The organism is Polaromonas sp. P1_G2 (genome assembly GCF_056405515.1).
Map to the genome: position 1 here is coordinate 1 of NZ_JBFUBY010000085.1, position 14,448 is coordinate 14,448.

General features: G+C 63.8%; 12 protein-coding genes and 1 pseudogene. 7 read left to right on the forward strand and 6 right to left on the reverse strand.

What is annotated here, in order from left to right; translation table 11 throughout:
* Positions 1-74: 74 nt before the first annotated feature.
* A pseudogene (locus tag AC1D0P_RS10930) lies at positions 75-1,109 on the forward strand (dihydroxy-acid dehydratase domain-containing protein); the annotation flags it as partial.
* Positions 1,110-1,255: 146 nt separating this feature from the next.
* On the opposite strand, the gene AC1D0P_RS10935 reads toward AC1D0P_RS10930, so the two are convergent.
* Entirely contained in the window at positions 1,256-1,504 is a 249-nt protein-coding gene (locus tag AC1D0P_RS10935; protein ID WP_477676768.1) for a TIGR04438 family Trp-rich protein, read from the reverse strand.
* 125 nt (positions 1,505-1,629) lie between these two features.
* On the opposite strand from AC1D0P_RS10935, the gene AC1D0P_RS10940 reads away from it, so the two are divergent.
* The gene (locus AC1D0P_RS10940) at positions 1,630-1,944 is read left to right on the forward strand and encodes a c-type cytochrome (RefSeq protein WP_477676758.1); all 315 of its coding nucleotides are present in this window, start codon (positions 1,630-1,632) and stop codon (positions 1,942-1,944) included.
* 61 nt (positions 1,945-2,005) lie between these two features.
* Here AC1D0P_RS10940 and acs read toward each other — a convergent pair whose 3' ends face one another.
* Complete coding sequence (gene acs / locus AC1D0P_RS10945) at positions 2,006-4,003, reverse strand: acetate--CoA ligase (protein WP_477676759.1); 1,998 nt, start codon at positions 4,001-4,003, stop codon at positions 2,006-2,008.
* Positions 4,004-4,154: 151 nt separating this feature from the next.
* Between acs and AC1D0P_RS10950 the strand changes: the two genes are divergently transcribed.
* Positions 4,155-4,769 carry a YqhA family protein gene (locus AC1D0P_RS10950; protein ID WP_477676760.1) on the forward strand — a complete coding sequence of 205 codons (615 nt, stop codon included), beginning with the start codon at positions 4,155-4,157 and terminating at the stop codon, positions 4,767-4,769.
* Positions 4,770-4,772: 3 nt separating this feature from the next.
* Here AC1D0P_RS10950 and nhaA read toward each other — a convergent pair whose 3' ends face one another.
* Both nhaA and fumC read right to left on the reverse strand, forming a co-directional pair.
* On the reverse strand, positions 4,773-5,969 hold the full coding sequence (gene nhaA, locus AC1D0P_RS10955) for a Na+/H+ antiporter NhaA (RefSeq protein ID WP_477676761.1): 1,197 nt from the start codon (positions 5,967-5,969) through the stop codon (positions 4,773-4,775).
* 214 nt (positions 5,970-6,183) lie between these two features.
* Positions 6,184-7,581 carry a class II fumarate hydratase gene (gene fumC / locus AC1D0P_RS10960; RefSeq protein WP_477676762.1) on the reverse strand — a complete coding sequence of 466 codons (1,398 nt, stop codon included), beginning with the start codon at positions 7,579-7,581 and terminating at the stop codon, positions 6,184-6,186.
* 173 nt (positions 7,582-7,754) lie between these two features.
* Here fumC and AC1D0P_RS10965 point away from each other — a divergent pair, with 173 nt between their 5' ends.
* Together AC1D0P_RS10965 and murI are read left to right on the forward strand one after the other, a co-directional pair.
* A complete protein-coding gene (locus AC1D0P_RS10965) occupies positions 7,755-9,305 on the forward strand; it encodes a fumarate hydratase (RefSeq protein ID WP_477654582.1) in 1,551 nt (516 codons plus the stop codon).
* Positions 9,306-9,453: 148 nt separating this feature from the next.
* Positions 9,454-10,239 carry a glutamate racemase gene (gene murI, locus AC1D0P_RS10970; protein WP_477676763.1) on the forward strand — a complete coding sequence of 262 codons (786 nt, stop codon included), beginning with the start codon at positions 9,454-9,456 and terminating at the stop codon, positions 10,237-10,239.
* A 7-nt stretch (positions 10,240-10,246) separates the two neighbouring features.
* On the opposite strand, the gene AC1D0P_RS10975 is transcribed toward murI, so the two are convergent.
* Together AC1D0P_RS10975 and AC1D0P_RS10980 are read right to left on the reverse strand one after the other, a co-directional pair.
* Positions 10,247-11,242 carry a Bug family tripartite tricarboxylate transporter substrate binding protein gene (locus tag AC1D0P_RS10975; RefSeq protein ID WP_477676764.1) on the reverse strand — a complete coding sequence of 332 codons (996 nt, stop codon included), beginning with the start codon at positions 11,240-11,242 and terminating at the stop codon, positions 10,247-10,249.
* Positions 11,243-11,534: 292 nt separating this feature from the next.
* The gene (locus AC1D0P_RS10980; RefSeq protein ID WP_477676765.1) at positions 11,535-12,440 is read right to left on the reverse strand and encodes a LysR substrate-binding domain-containing protein; all 906 of its coding nucleotides are present in this window, start codon (positions 12,438-12,440) and stop codon (positions 11,535-11,537) included.
* Positions 12,441-12,571: 131 nt separating this feature from the next.
* On the opposite strand from AC1D0P_RS10980, the gene AC1D0P_RS10985 reads away from it, so the two are divergent.
* Both AC1D0P_RS10985 and AC1D0P_RS10990 read left to right on the forward strand, forming a co-directional pair.
* The gene (locus tag AC1D0P_RS10985) at positions 12,572-13,159 is read left to right on the forward strand and encodes a cysteine dioxygenase family protein (RefSeq protein ID WP_477676766.1); all 588 of its coding nucleotides are present in this window, start codon (positions 12,572-12,574) and stop codon (positions 13,157-13,159) included.
* 55 nt (positions 13,160-13,214) lie between these two features.
* A partial coding sequence (locus tag AC1D0P_RS10990; protein WP_477676767.1) for a rhodanese-like domain-containing protein occupies positions 13,215-14,448 on the forward strand: 1,234 nt, incomplete at its 3' end.

Sequence of the window (14,448 nt, forward strand, 5' to 3'; positions counted from 1 at the left end):
CCCTACTCCAGCACCATGGCCAACCCGCACGACGAGAAAATGAACTCGGCCAGGGAGTCGGCCAAGGTCCTGGTCCCTACTCCAGCACCATGGCCAACCCGCACGACGAGAAAATGAACTCGGCCAGGGAGTCGGCCAAGGTCCTGGTTGAAGCCATCAAGAAAGACATCAAGCCGCGCGACATCGTCACCAAGAAGGCAATTGAAAACGCGGTCGCCGTGATCATGGCGACCGGGGGCTCCACCAACGCAGTGCTGCATTTCCTGGCCATCGCCCACACGGCCGGTGTCGAATGGACGATCGACGACTTCGAGCGCGTGCGCCAGCGCACGCCGGTGCTGTGCGACCTCAAGCCCTCCGGCAAATACCTGGCCGTCGACCTGCACCGCGCCGGCGGCATTCCCCAGGTCATGAAGACGCTGCTGGCCGCCGGCCTGCTGCACGGCGACTGCCTGACGATCTCCGGCCAGACCATCGCCGAGACACTCAAGGATGTGCCCGAGGTTCCGCGCGCCGACCAGGACGTGATCCGCCCCATCGACAAGCCCATGTACGCCCAGGGCCACCTGGCCATCCTCAAGGGCAACCTCTCGCCAGAAGGCTGCGTCGCCAAGATCACCGGCCTGAAAAACCCGGTCATGACCGGCCCGGCCCGCGTGTTTGATGATGAGCAGTCGGCCCTGGCCGCCATCCTGGCCGGCAAGATCAAGGCCGGCGATGTGATGGTGCTGCGTTACCTCGGCCCCAAGGGCGGGCCGGGCATGCCTGAGATGCTGGCCCCCACCGGCGCGCTGATAGGCGCAGGCCTCGGCGAAAGCGTGGGCCTGATCACCGACGGTCGCTTCTCCGGTGGCACCTGGGGCATGGTGGTCGGCCACGTCGCGCCTGAAGCGGCGGCCGGCGGCAACATCGCCTTTATCCACGAAGGCGACTCCATCACCATCGACTCCAAACAACTGCTGCTGCAGCTCAACATCAGCGATGAAGAACTGGCAAAACGCAAAGTCGGCTGGAAGGCCCCGGCGCCGCGCTACACACGCGGCGTGCAGGCCAAGTTCGCCTTCAATGCCTCCAGCGCCAGCAAGGGTGCGGTGCTGGACGACTATTGAGCAACTGACTCCAGCCAGCTGAAACGACAAGAGCCCGTGAAGTTACAGACTTCACGGGCTCTTTGCTTTGGGACGCCCCGCCTTTGACGTGAGGCAGATAGATTAGAAGGCGTAACCTGATTGAAAGGGCTTGATGCGGCGCTGGCTTATTTTTTCTTCTTCTTGGCCGACAGCATGCCCATGGCGTCGCGCTGTTTGTCGATGCGGTCATCCTTACGCTTGGCCATTTTTTCAATTTCCCTGCGCTTGGTGTAGCCCGATGCGTCTGCGTACCACCACCATAGCGCGGCCAGCAAAAACGGCGACAGCACGATGAACCAGCTCCATGTGGCAACCGGGCCAATCTCCAGGTATTTCAACGCCAACCCGACAATGCCAAGCAATAAAAAATACATGTTTTTCTCCTGAAATATCGACCCGAGCCAAGGGGTATCCCCTTGAAACAAGGGTCAACCGGCGCCACTACAATCACGTTAATTGACTGTAACCGAATCCATAACTCCCCCACGAGGACAAATCCATGAAACGCATTCTTTCAGTAATCGCTTTTGTGACCGCGGGTTTTGCCGTGTCGATGCCCGCTCTGGCCGACCTGCAACTGGCCACAGCCAAGAACTGCATGGCCTGCCATGCGGTCGACAAGAAGCTGGTGGGGCCGTCTTACAAGGATGTCGCCGCCAAGTACGCCGGCCAGAAAGATGCCGCCGACAAGCTGGCCACCAAAATCATCAAGGGCGGTTCGGGGGTCTGGGGCCCTGTGCCCATGCCCGCCAATGCACAGGTCAACCCTGAAGAAGCCAAGAAGCTGGCGGCTTGGGTTCTGGCAACCAAATAAGCGGCTTGCAAGCCGACAAAAAAGCCCGTCATTGACGGGCTTTTTTTATGCCTGATTCAACTCACTGCTTTTCAGCCAGCTGCTCCAAGATCGCAGGATTCTCAAGTGTCGACGTGTCCTGCGTGATGGCCTCGCCCTTGGCGATGCCGCGCAGCAGGCGGCGCATGATCTTGCCGSWGCGTGTCTTGGGCAGGTTGTCGCCGAAGCGGATGTCCTTGGGTTTGGCGATGGGGCCGATTTCCTTGCCGACCCAGTCGCGCAGTTCCTTGGCGATCGCCTTGGCCTCGTCGCCCGTGGGGCGCGAGCGCTTGAGCACCACGAAGGCCACGATAGCCTCACCGGTCAGGTCGTCGGGCCGCCCCACCACGGCGGCTTCGGCCACCAGCGCGGAATGCGCCACCAGTGCCGATTCGATTTCCATCGTACCCATACGGTGGCCCGAGACGTTCAGCACGTCGTCGATGCGGCCGGTGATGCGGAAGTAGCCGTTCTCGGCATTGCGCACCGCGCCGTCGCCGGCCAGGTAAATCGTTCCGCCCATCTCTTCGGGGAAATAACTCTTCTTGAAACGCTCCGGGTCGTTCCAGATGGTGCGGATCATGGATGGCCAGGGGCGCTTGACGACCAGCATGCCGCCCGATCCATTGGGCAGGTCCTTGCCGGTTTCGTCGACGATGGCGGTCATGATACCGGGCAATGGCAAGGTGCAGCTGCCGGGCACCAGCGGCGTGGCGCCTGGCAGCGGCGTGATCATGTGGCCGCCGGTCTCGGTTTGCCAGAAAGTGTCCACGATGGGGCAGCGCTCGCCGCCCACGTTCTTGTAGTACCACATCCAGGCTTCGGGGTTGATGGGCTCGCCGACCGAACCCAGGATGCGCAGGCTGCTCAGGTCGGAGCGCGCCGGGTGCACCTTCTCATCGCCCTCGGCGGCCTTGATCAGCGAGCGGATCGCCGTGGGCGCCGTGTAGAAAATCGTGACCTTGTGCTTTTCGATCATCTGCCAGAAGCGGCCAGCGTTCGGGAAAGTCGGGATGCCCTCGAAGATGATCTGCGTCGCGCCTGCAGCCAACGGACCGTAGGCCACATAGGTGTGGCCGGTGATCCAGCCGATGTCGGCCGTGCACCAGAACACGTCGGCCGGCTGGATATCGAAAGTCCAGTCCATCGTGAGCTTGGCCCAGAGCAGGTAGCCGCCCGTGCTGTGCTGCACGCCCTTGGGCTTGCCGGTCGAGCCAGAGGTGTAAAGAATGAAAAGCGGATGCTCGGCGCCGACAAATTCCGGCTCGCACACCGGCGGCGCCTTGGCCGTGATCTCGTGCATCAGGCTGTCACGCCCGGCCACCATGTTGCAGGCCGTGGCGGTGCGCTGGTAAACGATCACGTTCTTGATCGACTCGCAGCCGCCCATGGCGATGCCTTCATCGACGATGGCCTTGAGCGGCAATTCCTTGCCGCCGCGCAGCTGGTAGTTGGCGGTGATGACGKCTACGGCTCCGGCGTCCTGGATGCGCTCCTGCAGGCTCTTGGCGGAGAAGCCGCCGAACACCACCGAATGCGTGGCGCCTATGCGCGCGCAGGCCTGCATGGCCACCACACCCTCGACCGTCATCGGCATGTAGATGATGACGCGATCGCCCTTCTTGATGCCCGCGCCCTTGAGCGCGCTGGCGAACTGGCTGACCCTGGCGTGCAGTTCCTTGTAGGTAACGTTGGTGACCTTGCCGTCGTCGCTTTCGAAAATGATGGCTTTCTTGTTTTCGGTCGGCGTGCCCAGAYGGCGGTCCAGGCAGTTGTAGGAAGCGTTGAGCTCGCCGTCGGCGAACCACTTGTAAAACGGCGCGCTGGACTCATCCAGTGTTTGGGTGAACGGCTTTTTCCAGCTGAGGTTTTCACGCGCCAGGCGCGCCCAGAAACCTTCAAAATCTTTTTCAGCTTCGGCGCACAGGGCCTTGTAGGCCGGCATGCCCGAAATGCGCGCCGCTTTCACGGTGGCGGGGGCAGGCGGGAAAATGCGATTTTCAACCAGGGTCGATTCGATCGCGGATTGGGGGGCGCTCATTGTTTATGTCTCCTGTTTGTCACTGAATGCGTGGTACTGTCTTCTGCGGCACTTACAAGCCACTGACTGGCTTGAACCTTACAAAAAGGCATCGAATCGGGGGTGGCCGCCACCCTCTTACAATGCCGCAACCTTCCCAGCTTACGCCATCATGACTGAACCCACCCAGACCCCCGGCACCGGCAAGATTTCCCCGCTCCGCCCCCTGCCCAACCTGATTTTCGCCAGCCGCTGGCTGCAGTTGCCGCTCTATCTCGGGCTGATCGCCGCGCAGGCGGTATACGTAGTGCATTTTCTGGTCGAGCTGTGGCACCTGATCGAAGCCGCCTTCGGCAGCCAGACCGCCCTGCAATCGCTGATCACCAGCATCGGCTACAAGACCGCCATACCCGTCGTGACGCTCAACGAGACGGTCATCATGCTGGTAGTGCTGGCCCTGATCGACGTGGTCATGATTTCCAACCTGCTGATCATGGTCATCGTGGGTGGCTACGAAACTTTTGTGAGCCGCATGAACCTCGAAGGCCACCGCGACCAGCCCGAATGGCTGAGCCACGTGAACGCCTCGGTGCTCAAGGTCAAGCTGGCCACGGCCATCATCGGCATCAGCTCCATCCACCTGCTGAAAACCTTCATCAATGCCGACAACTACACCGACAAGGTCCTGATCGCGCAGACGGTGATCCACATCACCTTCCTGCTGTCGGCCATTGCGATTGCCTACACCGACAAGATCATGTCGGGCATCGCGGCGCAAAAGCACTGAGTCTTATTCGGCCTTGGCCGGCCCCTTGGGGCCGCCTCTCAGCAGCAACAGCGTACCCGCCACGCCGGAAAGCAGCGAACCGCAAAGCACGCCCAGCTTGAGTTGCGTTTCGTAGCCGGCATCCTCCCCGGCGAAGGCCAGCGTTCCGATGAACAGGCTCATGGTGAAACCCACACCACAGAGCAGACACACACCCATAAATTGCCGCCAGCTGGATTCAGCCGGCAAGCGCGCGCCGGCAAAGCGGATCAGCAGCCACGAAGCGCCAAACACCCCGACCGCCTTGCCCACCAGCAAACCCGCCGTGATACCCAGGGGGACGCTCTGGAGCAGCGTTCCAATCGTCACGCCTTGCAGAGACACCCCCGCGTTGGCGAATGCAAACATGGGCAACACCGCAAAAGCCACCCAGGGATGCAGTGCGTGCTCAGCCGCCTTGAGCGGCGAGCCGCCCTTGCCGTCAGACAGGGGAATGGCCAACGCGGTAATGACGCCCGCCAGCGTGGCATGAATCCCCGACTTGTAAACAAACAGCCAGATCACCAGCCCCACCGCCACGTAAGGTCCTATCGCCATGACTTTCGCCCGGTTAAAGGCCAGCAGAACCAGTCCGCCCAGGCCCGCGGCCAGCAACGCGGCCACCGACAAGGCATCGGTATAGAAGAAGGCGATGATCAGGATGGCGCCCAGGTCGTCAATGATGGCGACGGCCGTCAAGAACACCTTGAGCGAGGCCGGCACACGGCTGCCCAGCAAGACCAGGATGCCCAGCGCAAAGGCAATGTCCGTGGCCGCCGGAATCGCCCAGCCGCGCATGGCGATCGGGTCGCCGGCGTTGATGGCCATATAGATCAGCGCCGGCGCCACCATGCCGCCCAGCGCGGCGCCTGCCGGCAACAAGGCCTGGCTGCGCGAAGCCAGTTCGCCATCGAGCAGCTCACGCTTGATCTCCAGCCCCACCAGGAAGAAAAACACCGCCATCCACAGGTCATTGACCCAGTGCAGCAAGGATTTGGAAAGCACCAGCAGGTCGCCGCCCACACGCAGCTCACCCGGCAGTTGCACAAACCGGTTGTAAGCCTCACTCCATGGCGAGTTGCTGACCACCAACGCCAGCACGGCCGCCAGCGCCAGCACCACGCCCGAAAGCGACTGCGAATTGATGAACTGGTTGAGAGTGCGGTGGACGAATTTGAGCATGGCCCATTGTCCCAGACACACGGGCTGCAGGCGGTAAAACCAACCACATCCCCTGCAAGCAGGCGCCGCGGAACCGGCTTTGCCGGGCCGCAGGCGCCGCCCCCTGCAAGGGGGGGAAGGCGCTACACGAAGTGAGCGTCCGACGGGGGGGTGCCTACCTACCCTGCAAGGGGGGAACAGGCTACACGCAGTGAGCCTGGACGAGGGTGTGCATCTACCTGCCGACCATGTTCCCAGGAACTACCCACTGGTCGAACTGCTCACCCGTGACATAGCCCGAGGCCAGCGCCGCATCGCGCAGGCTGCTGCCTTCCTTGTGCGCCTTCTTGGCGATGAAGGCGGCCTTGTCGTAGCCGATGTGGGTGTTCAGCGCCGTCACCAGCATCAGCGAACGATCCACCAGTTCGGCGATGCGTTCGCGGTTCGGCTCTATGCCCACGGCGCATTGGTCGTTGAAGCTCACCATGCCGTCGGCCAGCAGGCGCACGCTCTGCAGGAAGTTGTACGCCACCATGGGACGGAAGACATTGAGTTCGAAGTTGCCCGAAGCGCCGCCGAAGTTGATGGCCACGTCGTTGCCGAACACCTGAGCCGCCAGCATGGTGACGGCTTCGCTCTGCGTCGGGTTGACCTTGCCCGGCATGATGGACGAGCCGGGCTCGTTCTCGGGAATGCTGAGTTCGCCGATACCGCTGCGCGGCCCGCTGGCCAGCCAGCGCACATCGTTGGCGATTTTCATCATGCTGGCCGCCAGGGTCTTGAGCGCGCCGTGCGCGTGCACCAGGCCGTCCACCGAGGCCATCGCTTCGAACTTGTTGGGCGCCGTGACAAAGGGCAGGCCTGTGAGCGCGGCCAGCTCGGCCGCCACCTGCTCGGCATACCCCTTGGGCGCGTTCAGGCCGGTGCCTACGGCAGTACCGCCCAGCGCCAGCTCGCACAGGTGCGGCAAGGCGGCGCGCACATGCTTGTCGCCGTGGTCCAGCTGCGCGACGTAGCCCGAGAACTCCTGGCCCAGCGTGAGCGGCGTGGCGTCCTGCAGGTGCGTGCGCCCTATCTTGACGATGCCGTCGAAGTCCTTGGCCTTTTTCGCCAGCGTGGCGCGCAACTTCGCGATGGCCGGCAGCAGCTTGTGGGTCAGCGCCTCGACCGCGGCCACGTGCATGGCCGTCGGGAACACGTCATTGGACGACTGGCTGCGGTTGACGTCGTCGTTCGGATGCACCAGCCGGCCTTCGCCGCGCTCGCCGCCCAGGATTTCGCTGGCGCGGTTGGCCAGCACCTCGTTGACGTTCATATTGGTCTGCGTGCCCGAGCCGGTCTGCCATACAACCAGCGGGAACTCGTCGGCATGCTTGCCGGCGATCACCTCGTCGGCCGCGGCCACGATGGCTTTTGTTTTCTTCTCGTCCTGCAGGCCCAGCGCATGGTTCACCCTGGCAGAACAGCGTTTGACCTGGGCCAGCGCCTTGATGATCTCGCGCGGCTGCTGCTCGCCCGAGATGTCGAAGTTCTGCAGCGAACGCTGCGTCTGTGCGCCCCAGAGTTTGTCGGCCGGCACCTCGATGGGGCCAAAGGTATCGCGCTCGGTGCGCGTGCTGTTGCTTGTCGTCATGGAATGTCCTGCTCTGTCAAAAAAGAGGGGGAGAAAGTCGAAGTATGACGGCAAACAAGAAAGATTCTCATCTAAGGGGTTTTGCCAAAAGCCGCCGGCCGGCCCCGGGTGCCGAGGGCGGATAATTACGAGGTTTGCCCGAAATCCCCTAAAACGACGATCCCCACCCCACCATGACCACGATCAAGCAAGCCGACCTCATCGAGTCCGTAGCCGCCGCGCTGCAGTACATCAGCTACTACCACCCCACCGACTACATCGCCCACCTGGCACGCGCCTACGAACGCGAACAAAGCCCGGCCGCCAAGGATGCGATTGCGCAGATCCTCACCAACAGCAAGATGAGCGCCACCGGCCAGCGTCCCATCTGCCAGGACACCGGCATCGTCAACGTGTTCCTGAAAGTCGGCATGGACGTGCGCTGGGAAGGCTTCAGCGGAAGCCTTGACGACGCCATCAACGAAGGCGTGCGCCGCGGCTACAACCACCCGGACAACACCCTGCGCGCCTCGGTCGTCGCCGACCCGCAGTTCGACCGCAAGAACACCAAGGACAACACGCCGGCGGTGATCTTCACCGAGCTGGTGCCCGGCGACAAGATCGACGTCACCGTGGCCGCCAAAGGCGGCGGCAGCGAAAACAAAAGCAAGCTGGTGATGCTCAACCCCGGCGACTCGGTGGTCGACTGGGTGCTCAAGACCGTGCCCACCATGGGCGCCGGCTGGTGCCCGCCCGGCATGCTGGGCATAGGCATAGGCGGCACCGCCGAAAAAGCCGTGCTGATGGCCAAGGAAAGCCTGATGGACGACCTCGACATGTATGAGCTGCAGGCCAAATCGTCTTCGGGCGCCAAGCTCAGCAAGACCGAAGAGCTGCGCCTCGAACTGTTCGAAAAAGTCAACGCGCTGGGCATAGGCGCGCAGGGCCTGGGCGGCCTCACCACCGTGCTCGACATCAAGATCAAGATGTATCCCACGCACGCGGCCAGCAAACCCGTCGCGATGATCCCCAACTGCGCCGCCACACGCCACGCCCACTTCGTGATGGACGGCAGCGGCCCCGTCTACCTGGACCCGCCTTCGCTGGACCTGTGGCCCAACGTGAACTGGGCGCCCGACTACAACAAGAGCAAAAAGGTCGACCTCAACACGCTCACGAAAGAAGAGGTCGCCAGCTGGAAACCCAGCCAGACCCTGCTGCTCAGCGGCAAGATGCTGACCGGCCGCGACGCCGCGCACAAGCGCATTCAGGACATGCTGGCCAAGGGCGAAAAGCTGCCGGTCGATTTCACCAATCGTGTCATCTACTACGTCGGCCCGGTCGATCCGGTGCGCGATGAAGCCGTCGGCCCGGCCGGCCCGACCACCTCCACCCGCATGGACGGCTTCACTGAAATGATGCTGGCCGAGACCGGCCTGATCTCGATGATCGGCAAGTCCGAGCGCGGCCCGGTGGCCATCGAAGCCATCAAGAAGCACAAAAGCGCTTACCTGATGGCCGTCGGCGGTGCCGCCTACCTGGTCAGCAAGGCCATCAAGACCGCCAAGGTGGTGGGCTTTGCCGACCTGGGCATGGAAGCGATCTACGAATTCGACGTGGTCGACATGCCGGTCACCGTCGCGGTCGATGCGGGCGGCACCAGCGCGCACATCACCGGCCCGGCCGAGTGGCAGAAGAAGATCGCCACCGGCGAGTTCAAGCAGATCCCGGTCACCAGCGCTTAAGCAACGACAAGATGCCTGAGCGCCTTCCCTTCAAGTCGGGGCCGCGGGACTGGCTTTGCCAGAACGCAGGCGCAGCGGCCCCTTTCGTGATGAAAGGGGCAGGGAGAAGCCGCAGGCTACACGCAGTGAGCGACCGTGGAGGCTCTTCTTGATCGGCGTGTTCGACAGCGGCGTGGGCGGGCTCAGCATCTTCAAGGCGCTGCGTGCGCAGTTGCCCGCCGAGGCTTTTGTCTACCTGGCTGACGCGGGATACGCGCCCTATGGCGAACGCGGTGATGCTTTTGTCATTGAGCGCACGCGCGCCGTCGTGCGCAAGCTGCGCGACGAGCACGCGATCAAGGCGCTGGTGATCGCCTGCAACACCGCGACGGCGGCCGCCGTCCATCTTGTGCGAACCGAGCACCCCGACCYGCCGCTGGTCGGCGTCGAGCCGGCGCTCAAACCGGCCGTCGCCCTGAGCAAGACGGGCCGCATCGGCGTGATGGCGACGCGCGGCACGGTGGCCAGCGCCAAGCTGCGTGCCTTGCACGATTCACTGAAAGACCAGGCGGAATTCATCCTGCAACCCTGCGACGGGCTGGCCGATGCGATACAGAACCATGATGTCGCGCGGGTCCACGCCTTGTGCGCGCAATACACGCAAGCCATCGGGCCGTTCGGCAAGCAGGCAGGGCAAGTCGACACCCTGGTGCTGGGCTGCACGCACTACGCTTTCGCGTGGGACACATTGCAGGCGCTGGTGGGCCCCAATGTCAGCCTGATCGAAACCGGCGAGCCGGTCGCGCGACAGACACGCCGTTTACTCCAGGCCGCCGGGCAGCTGCAGCCGGGCGAGGCACCCGGCCGCGTGACCCTGCTGACGACGGGCTCACAAGAAGCGCTGGAAGCGGCCGCGCAGCGCTGGCTAGGATTGCCAGCGCCGGGGCAACGTTGAACTGAAGTTACTGCGGTTYCAGTCCGACGTTGCGCGCCAGGGTGCGCCAACGCTCGGACTCAGCCCGAAGGAAGCCGCGCAACTGGTCGCGCGAAGTGCCCTTCATTTCCACACCCAGGGCGGACATGCGCTCCACTACCTTGAGGTCCGACATGGCAGTGAGGAGTTCCAGGCGAAGCCGTTCGGTGACTTCAAGCGGCGTGGTCGCCGGAGCCACCAGCGCCCACCACTGGGCGACGTCCATGTTCTTCAGGCCGAGTTCCGTCATCGTCGGCAGGGAACGCAGGATGGGGACATCGGAGCGCTTGCGGCCCGTCACCGCCAGCGCCTTCACCTTGCCGGCGGCCATCAGGCTGGAGCCGGTCGCCAGCGTGGCGAAGTAGGAAGACACCTGGCCGGCAGCAAGATCCACCATGGCCGGCGCGCCGCCGCGGTAAGGCACCATGTTGAACTTGATTTTGGTTTCCTGGGAAAACAGCTCACCCACCAGGTGGCTGATGGAGCCGGTGCCGCTGTTCGCCATGGCGGGGGGCCCGCCCTTGGTGGTCGAGGCGGTTTTCAGGAAAGTCTTGAAGTCGGCGTTTTCGGGGCCCATGCCGGTGAACAGCACCATGGGCGACGTGCCCACCAGCGTGATCGGCGTGAAGTCGCGCAGCATGTCGTAAGGCAGGTTGGCGACAACCGCGGGCGCATACACATGGGACAACTCGACAATCGCCAGCGTGTAGCCATCGGGCGCCGACTTGGCGGCCTGGTCGATGCCGACGTGGCCCGCGCCGCCCGGCTTGTTGTCGACGATCACGGGCTGCTTCAGGCTCTCGGTCAGCCGCTGCGCAAGCACGCGGGTAATGGCGTCGGTGCTGCCGCCCGTTGCCCAGGGAACGATGATCTTGATCGGCTTGTCGGGGTAGGCGGCCCATGCGGGTGCGGCGCCAAGCGCCAGGGTGGCCGCGGAGCCAGCAAGCAGGGTGCGCCGCTTGATGGGAAACGATGAAACAGACATGAACTCTCCTTGCATTTGTTCTCAGATACGCTGCAACCCCAACCCATGTCGGGCATCGCCGGCGTGCGGCAAGCGTACACCTCGAAGCACGCAAGCTCCGCATTCGTGTGCGAGTTCAGCCACTTTCAATCTCTTCATGTGGCTTGCGTCCAACATTTTGTTACGGCGTTTTCTTCGAGATCGTATGGCCGCCGTCGATTCGCGCTCACGCGCTCTTTGGAAGTAAGTAGAAAGTCGACAAGATGCGGCCAGACCCTCGACACCTCGGCTCCGCGCCCCTGCATGGCGGGTGTCAGATTCCCCTGACCGGGGGCCATGCCGGAGAGGCCGGGTCCGCCGCGCTGCGGATCAAACCGAGGTTGGCCTTGAGCATCTCGAACACCTTGCGCGTAACCGGGTTGATGACGTTGCGGCGAATGAAAAGGTAATAGTCGAGGTCGGGCAAGCGCGGCAGGCCGTCGGTTTCGCCGAGCACGCGCAGGTCGCTGCCCGCCGTTTCGATGCCGCGCGCGGTTACGCCCAGCCCCGCGCGCAGCGCCGCCTTGATGCCGATCAGGCTGGACGCGGTGTAGCTTGGCGTCCATGGGATGCCGGCGGCGTCCAGCGCCTCACGCGCCAGCCGGTGGAACACGCTGGGGCCTTCCACCAGGATCAGCGGCACCGGCTTGGTGCGGTTGTGCACATAACTCGCCGAGCACAGCCACACCGTCGGAGAGGTACGCAGCACCACGCCGTCCAGCCCCGGGTCGTTGCGGTTGGAGATGCTCATGTCGATCTCGCCGCGCTTGAGCGACTCCATCAGGAAGGGGCTGCGCCCCACGTGGATGTCGAGCTGCAGCAAGGGCGAGACGCGCGCCACCTGCGCCAGCAAGGTCGGCAGCATGTTGTCGGCCACGTCGTGCGGCGCGCCTATGCGCAGCACGCCCTCGAGGTTGCCCTGCTGCAGGCTGCGCAGCGCATCGTCGTTGATGGCCAGCAGGTGGCGCGCGTATTCGAGCAGCTTGTGGCCGTGCGGCGTCAAGCGCTTGCTGCGGCCGTGTTTTTCAAACAGCGGGTGGCCGATCTGGTCCTCCAGGCGCTGCATCTGCTGCGTCACCGCCGACTGCGTCTTGCCCAACTGGACGGCTGCGCCGGCAAAGCTGTCCTGCTCGTCTATAGCGACCAGGGACCTCAGCAATTCCAGGTCAAGGGTTTTCATGCAAGGGCCTCCACGGCAGCGTCTTCATATTACGAATGCTAATGCGTTTATCTCTATTTCTGAGTTGTTTGAAAAATATGACTTGACTATATTAGGTCCACCAAACCGCAATTTCACTCAGGAACATGCCCATGAACGCAGCAGCAGAGCGCAACCAGGTGGTTGGCGCCGCCATTAAAAACATTAAAGTTATTGTTGGAAGCGGTGAGGCGACGCGCCCCTCCCTGGCCAAGGTATTGGCGGTGCTGAACCAGCTGGCCGGCCGCAAGGACCTCTGGAGCGACGCCGATTTCAATGCGCCCGTCAGCCCCGAACTGCAGGCGCGCTACCTGATCGCCGAAGACGCCGACCAGAGCTTTGCGCTGTACCTCAACGTGATGCGCCCCGGCAAGCGCATCGTTCCGCACAACCACACCACCTGGGCCTGCATCAGCGCCGTGGAAGGCACGGAACTCAATCGCGTGTACGAGCGCCAGGACGACGGTTCCGTGCCCGGAAAGGCACAGCTCAAAGAGGTCAGCTCGGTCGTGGTCGAGCCCGGCACGGGCATCGCGCTGCTAGCCGAGGACATCCACTCGGTGGAGATTCCCGCCGGCCAGGTGATACGCCACCTGCACATGTACGGGCGCGCGCTCGAGACCCTGACCTCGCGCACCAGCTATGACATGGAAAAAGGCACGTACGAGACCATGGGCATCGGCGTGCAAACCCGCCGCTGATCACCCGCCCCATCTTTCCTTCTTCGAACTTTCTGAACCCACACGCCCTTATTCCATGACACGTTTTGTAGACGCGGCCACGCTCAAAGCCTGGCTGCACGACGGCGAGGAAATCGCCTTGTTTGATGTGCGCGAGCACGGCCAGTACGGCCAGTCGCATCTGTTTTACGGCATTCCCCTGCCCTACAGCCGGCTCGAGCTGGACGCGCCGCGCCTGGCGCCGCGCAAAGGTGTGCGGGTCGTGGTCTATGACGGCGACGGCAACAGCGCGGCGCCCCTGGCCGCGAGCCGCTTCACCGCGCTCGGCTACGGCAACGTGCAGGTGCTGCAAGGCGGCACGGCCGGCTGGCAGGCCGCCGGCTTCGCGCTGTTTGCCGGCGTCAACGTGCCGTCCAAGACCTTCGGCGAACTGGCCGAACAGGTCTACCACACGCCCCGCGTCAGTGCGACCGAACTGGCCGCCATGCTGGAGCGCAAGGACGATGTCGTGGTGCTGGACGGGCGGCCGTTTTCGGAGTTCCGCAAGATGAACATCCCGACGGCGATCAGTTGCCCCAACGGCGAGCTGGCCCTGCGCATCCGCGACCTGGTGCCCAGCGAGAGCACCCACATCGTCATCAACTGCGCGGGCCGCACGCGCAGCATCATAGGCGCGCAAACCCTGATCAACCTGGGTGTGCGCAACCCCGTGTCGGCGCTCGAAAACGGCACCCAGGGCTGGTACCTGGCCGACCTGAAACTCGAGCACGGCGGCACGCGCCGCTACCCCGAAGCGGCCCAGCCTCAAGGGACCGCCGGCATGCGTGCAGCGGCCCAGGCGCTGGGCCAGCGCTTTGGCGTGCCCATCGTCGACGCGCAGACGGTTCGCGGCTGGGCGGGCGACGCGCATCGCACGCTTTTCCTGTGTGACGTCCGCAGCCCCGAGGAATTTGCGCAAGGCAGCCTGCCCGGCGCGCAGCACACGCCCGGCGGCCAGCTGATCCAGGCCACCGACCAGTACGTGGGTGTGCGCAAGGCCCGGCTGGTGCTGTTCGACAACGACGGCATGCGCGCGCTCACGGTGGCGAGCTGGCTGCGCCAGCTGGGCCACGACGCCAGCGTGCTGGACCAGGGCCTGGCCAGCGGCCTGGCCTTGCCCGCCGCGGCACCCGTGGCCCTGCCCGCGCTGCCCGCCATCAGCGCGCAGGCGCTGATGACTGGCCTGGCCGACGGCAGCGTCTGCGCCATAGACCTGCGCCCCAGCATGCAGTTCCGCCAGAAGCACATCGCGGGCACACACTGGTCTATAC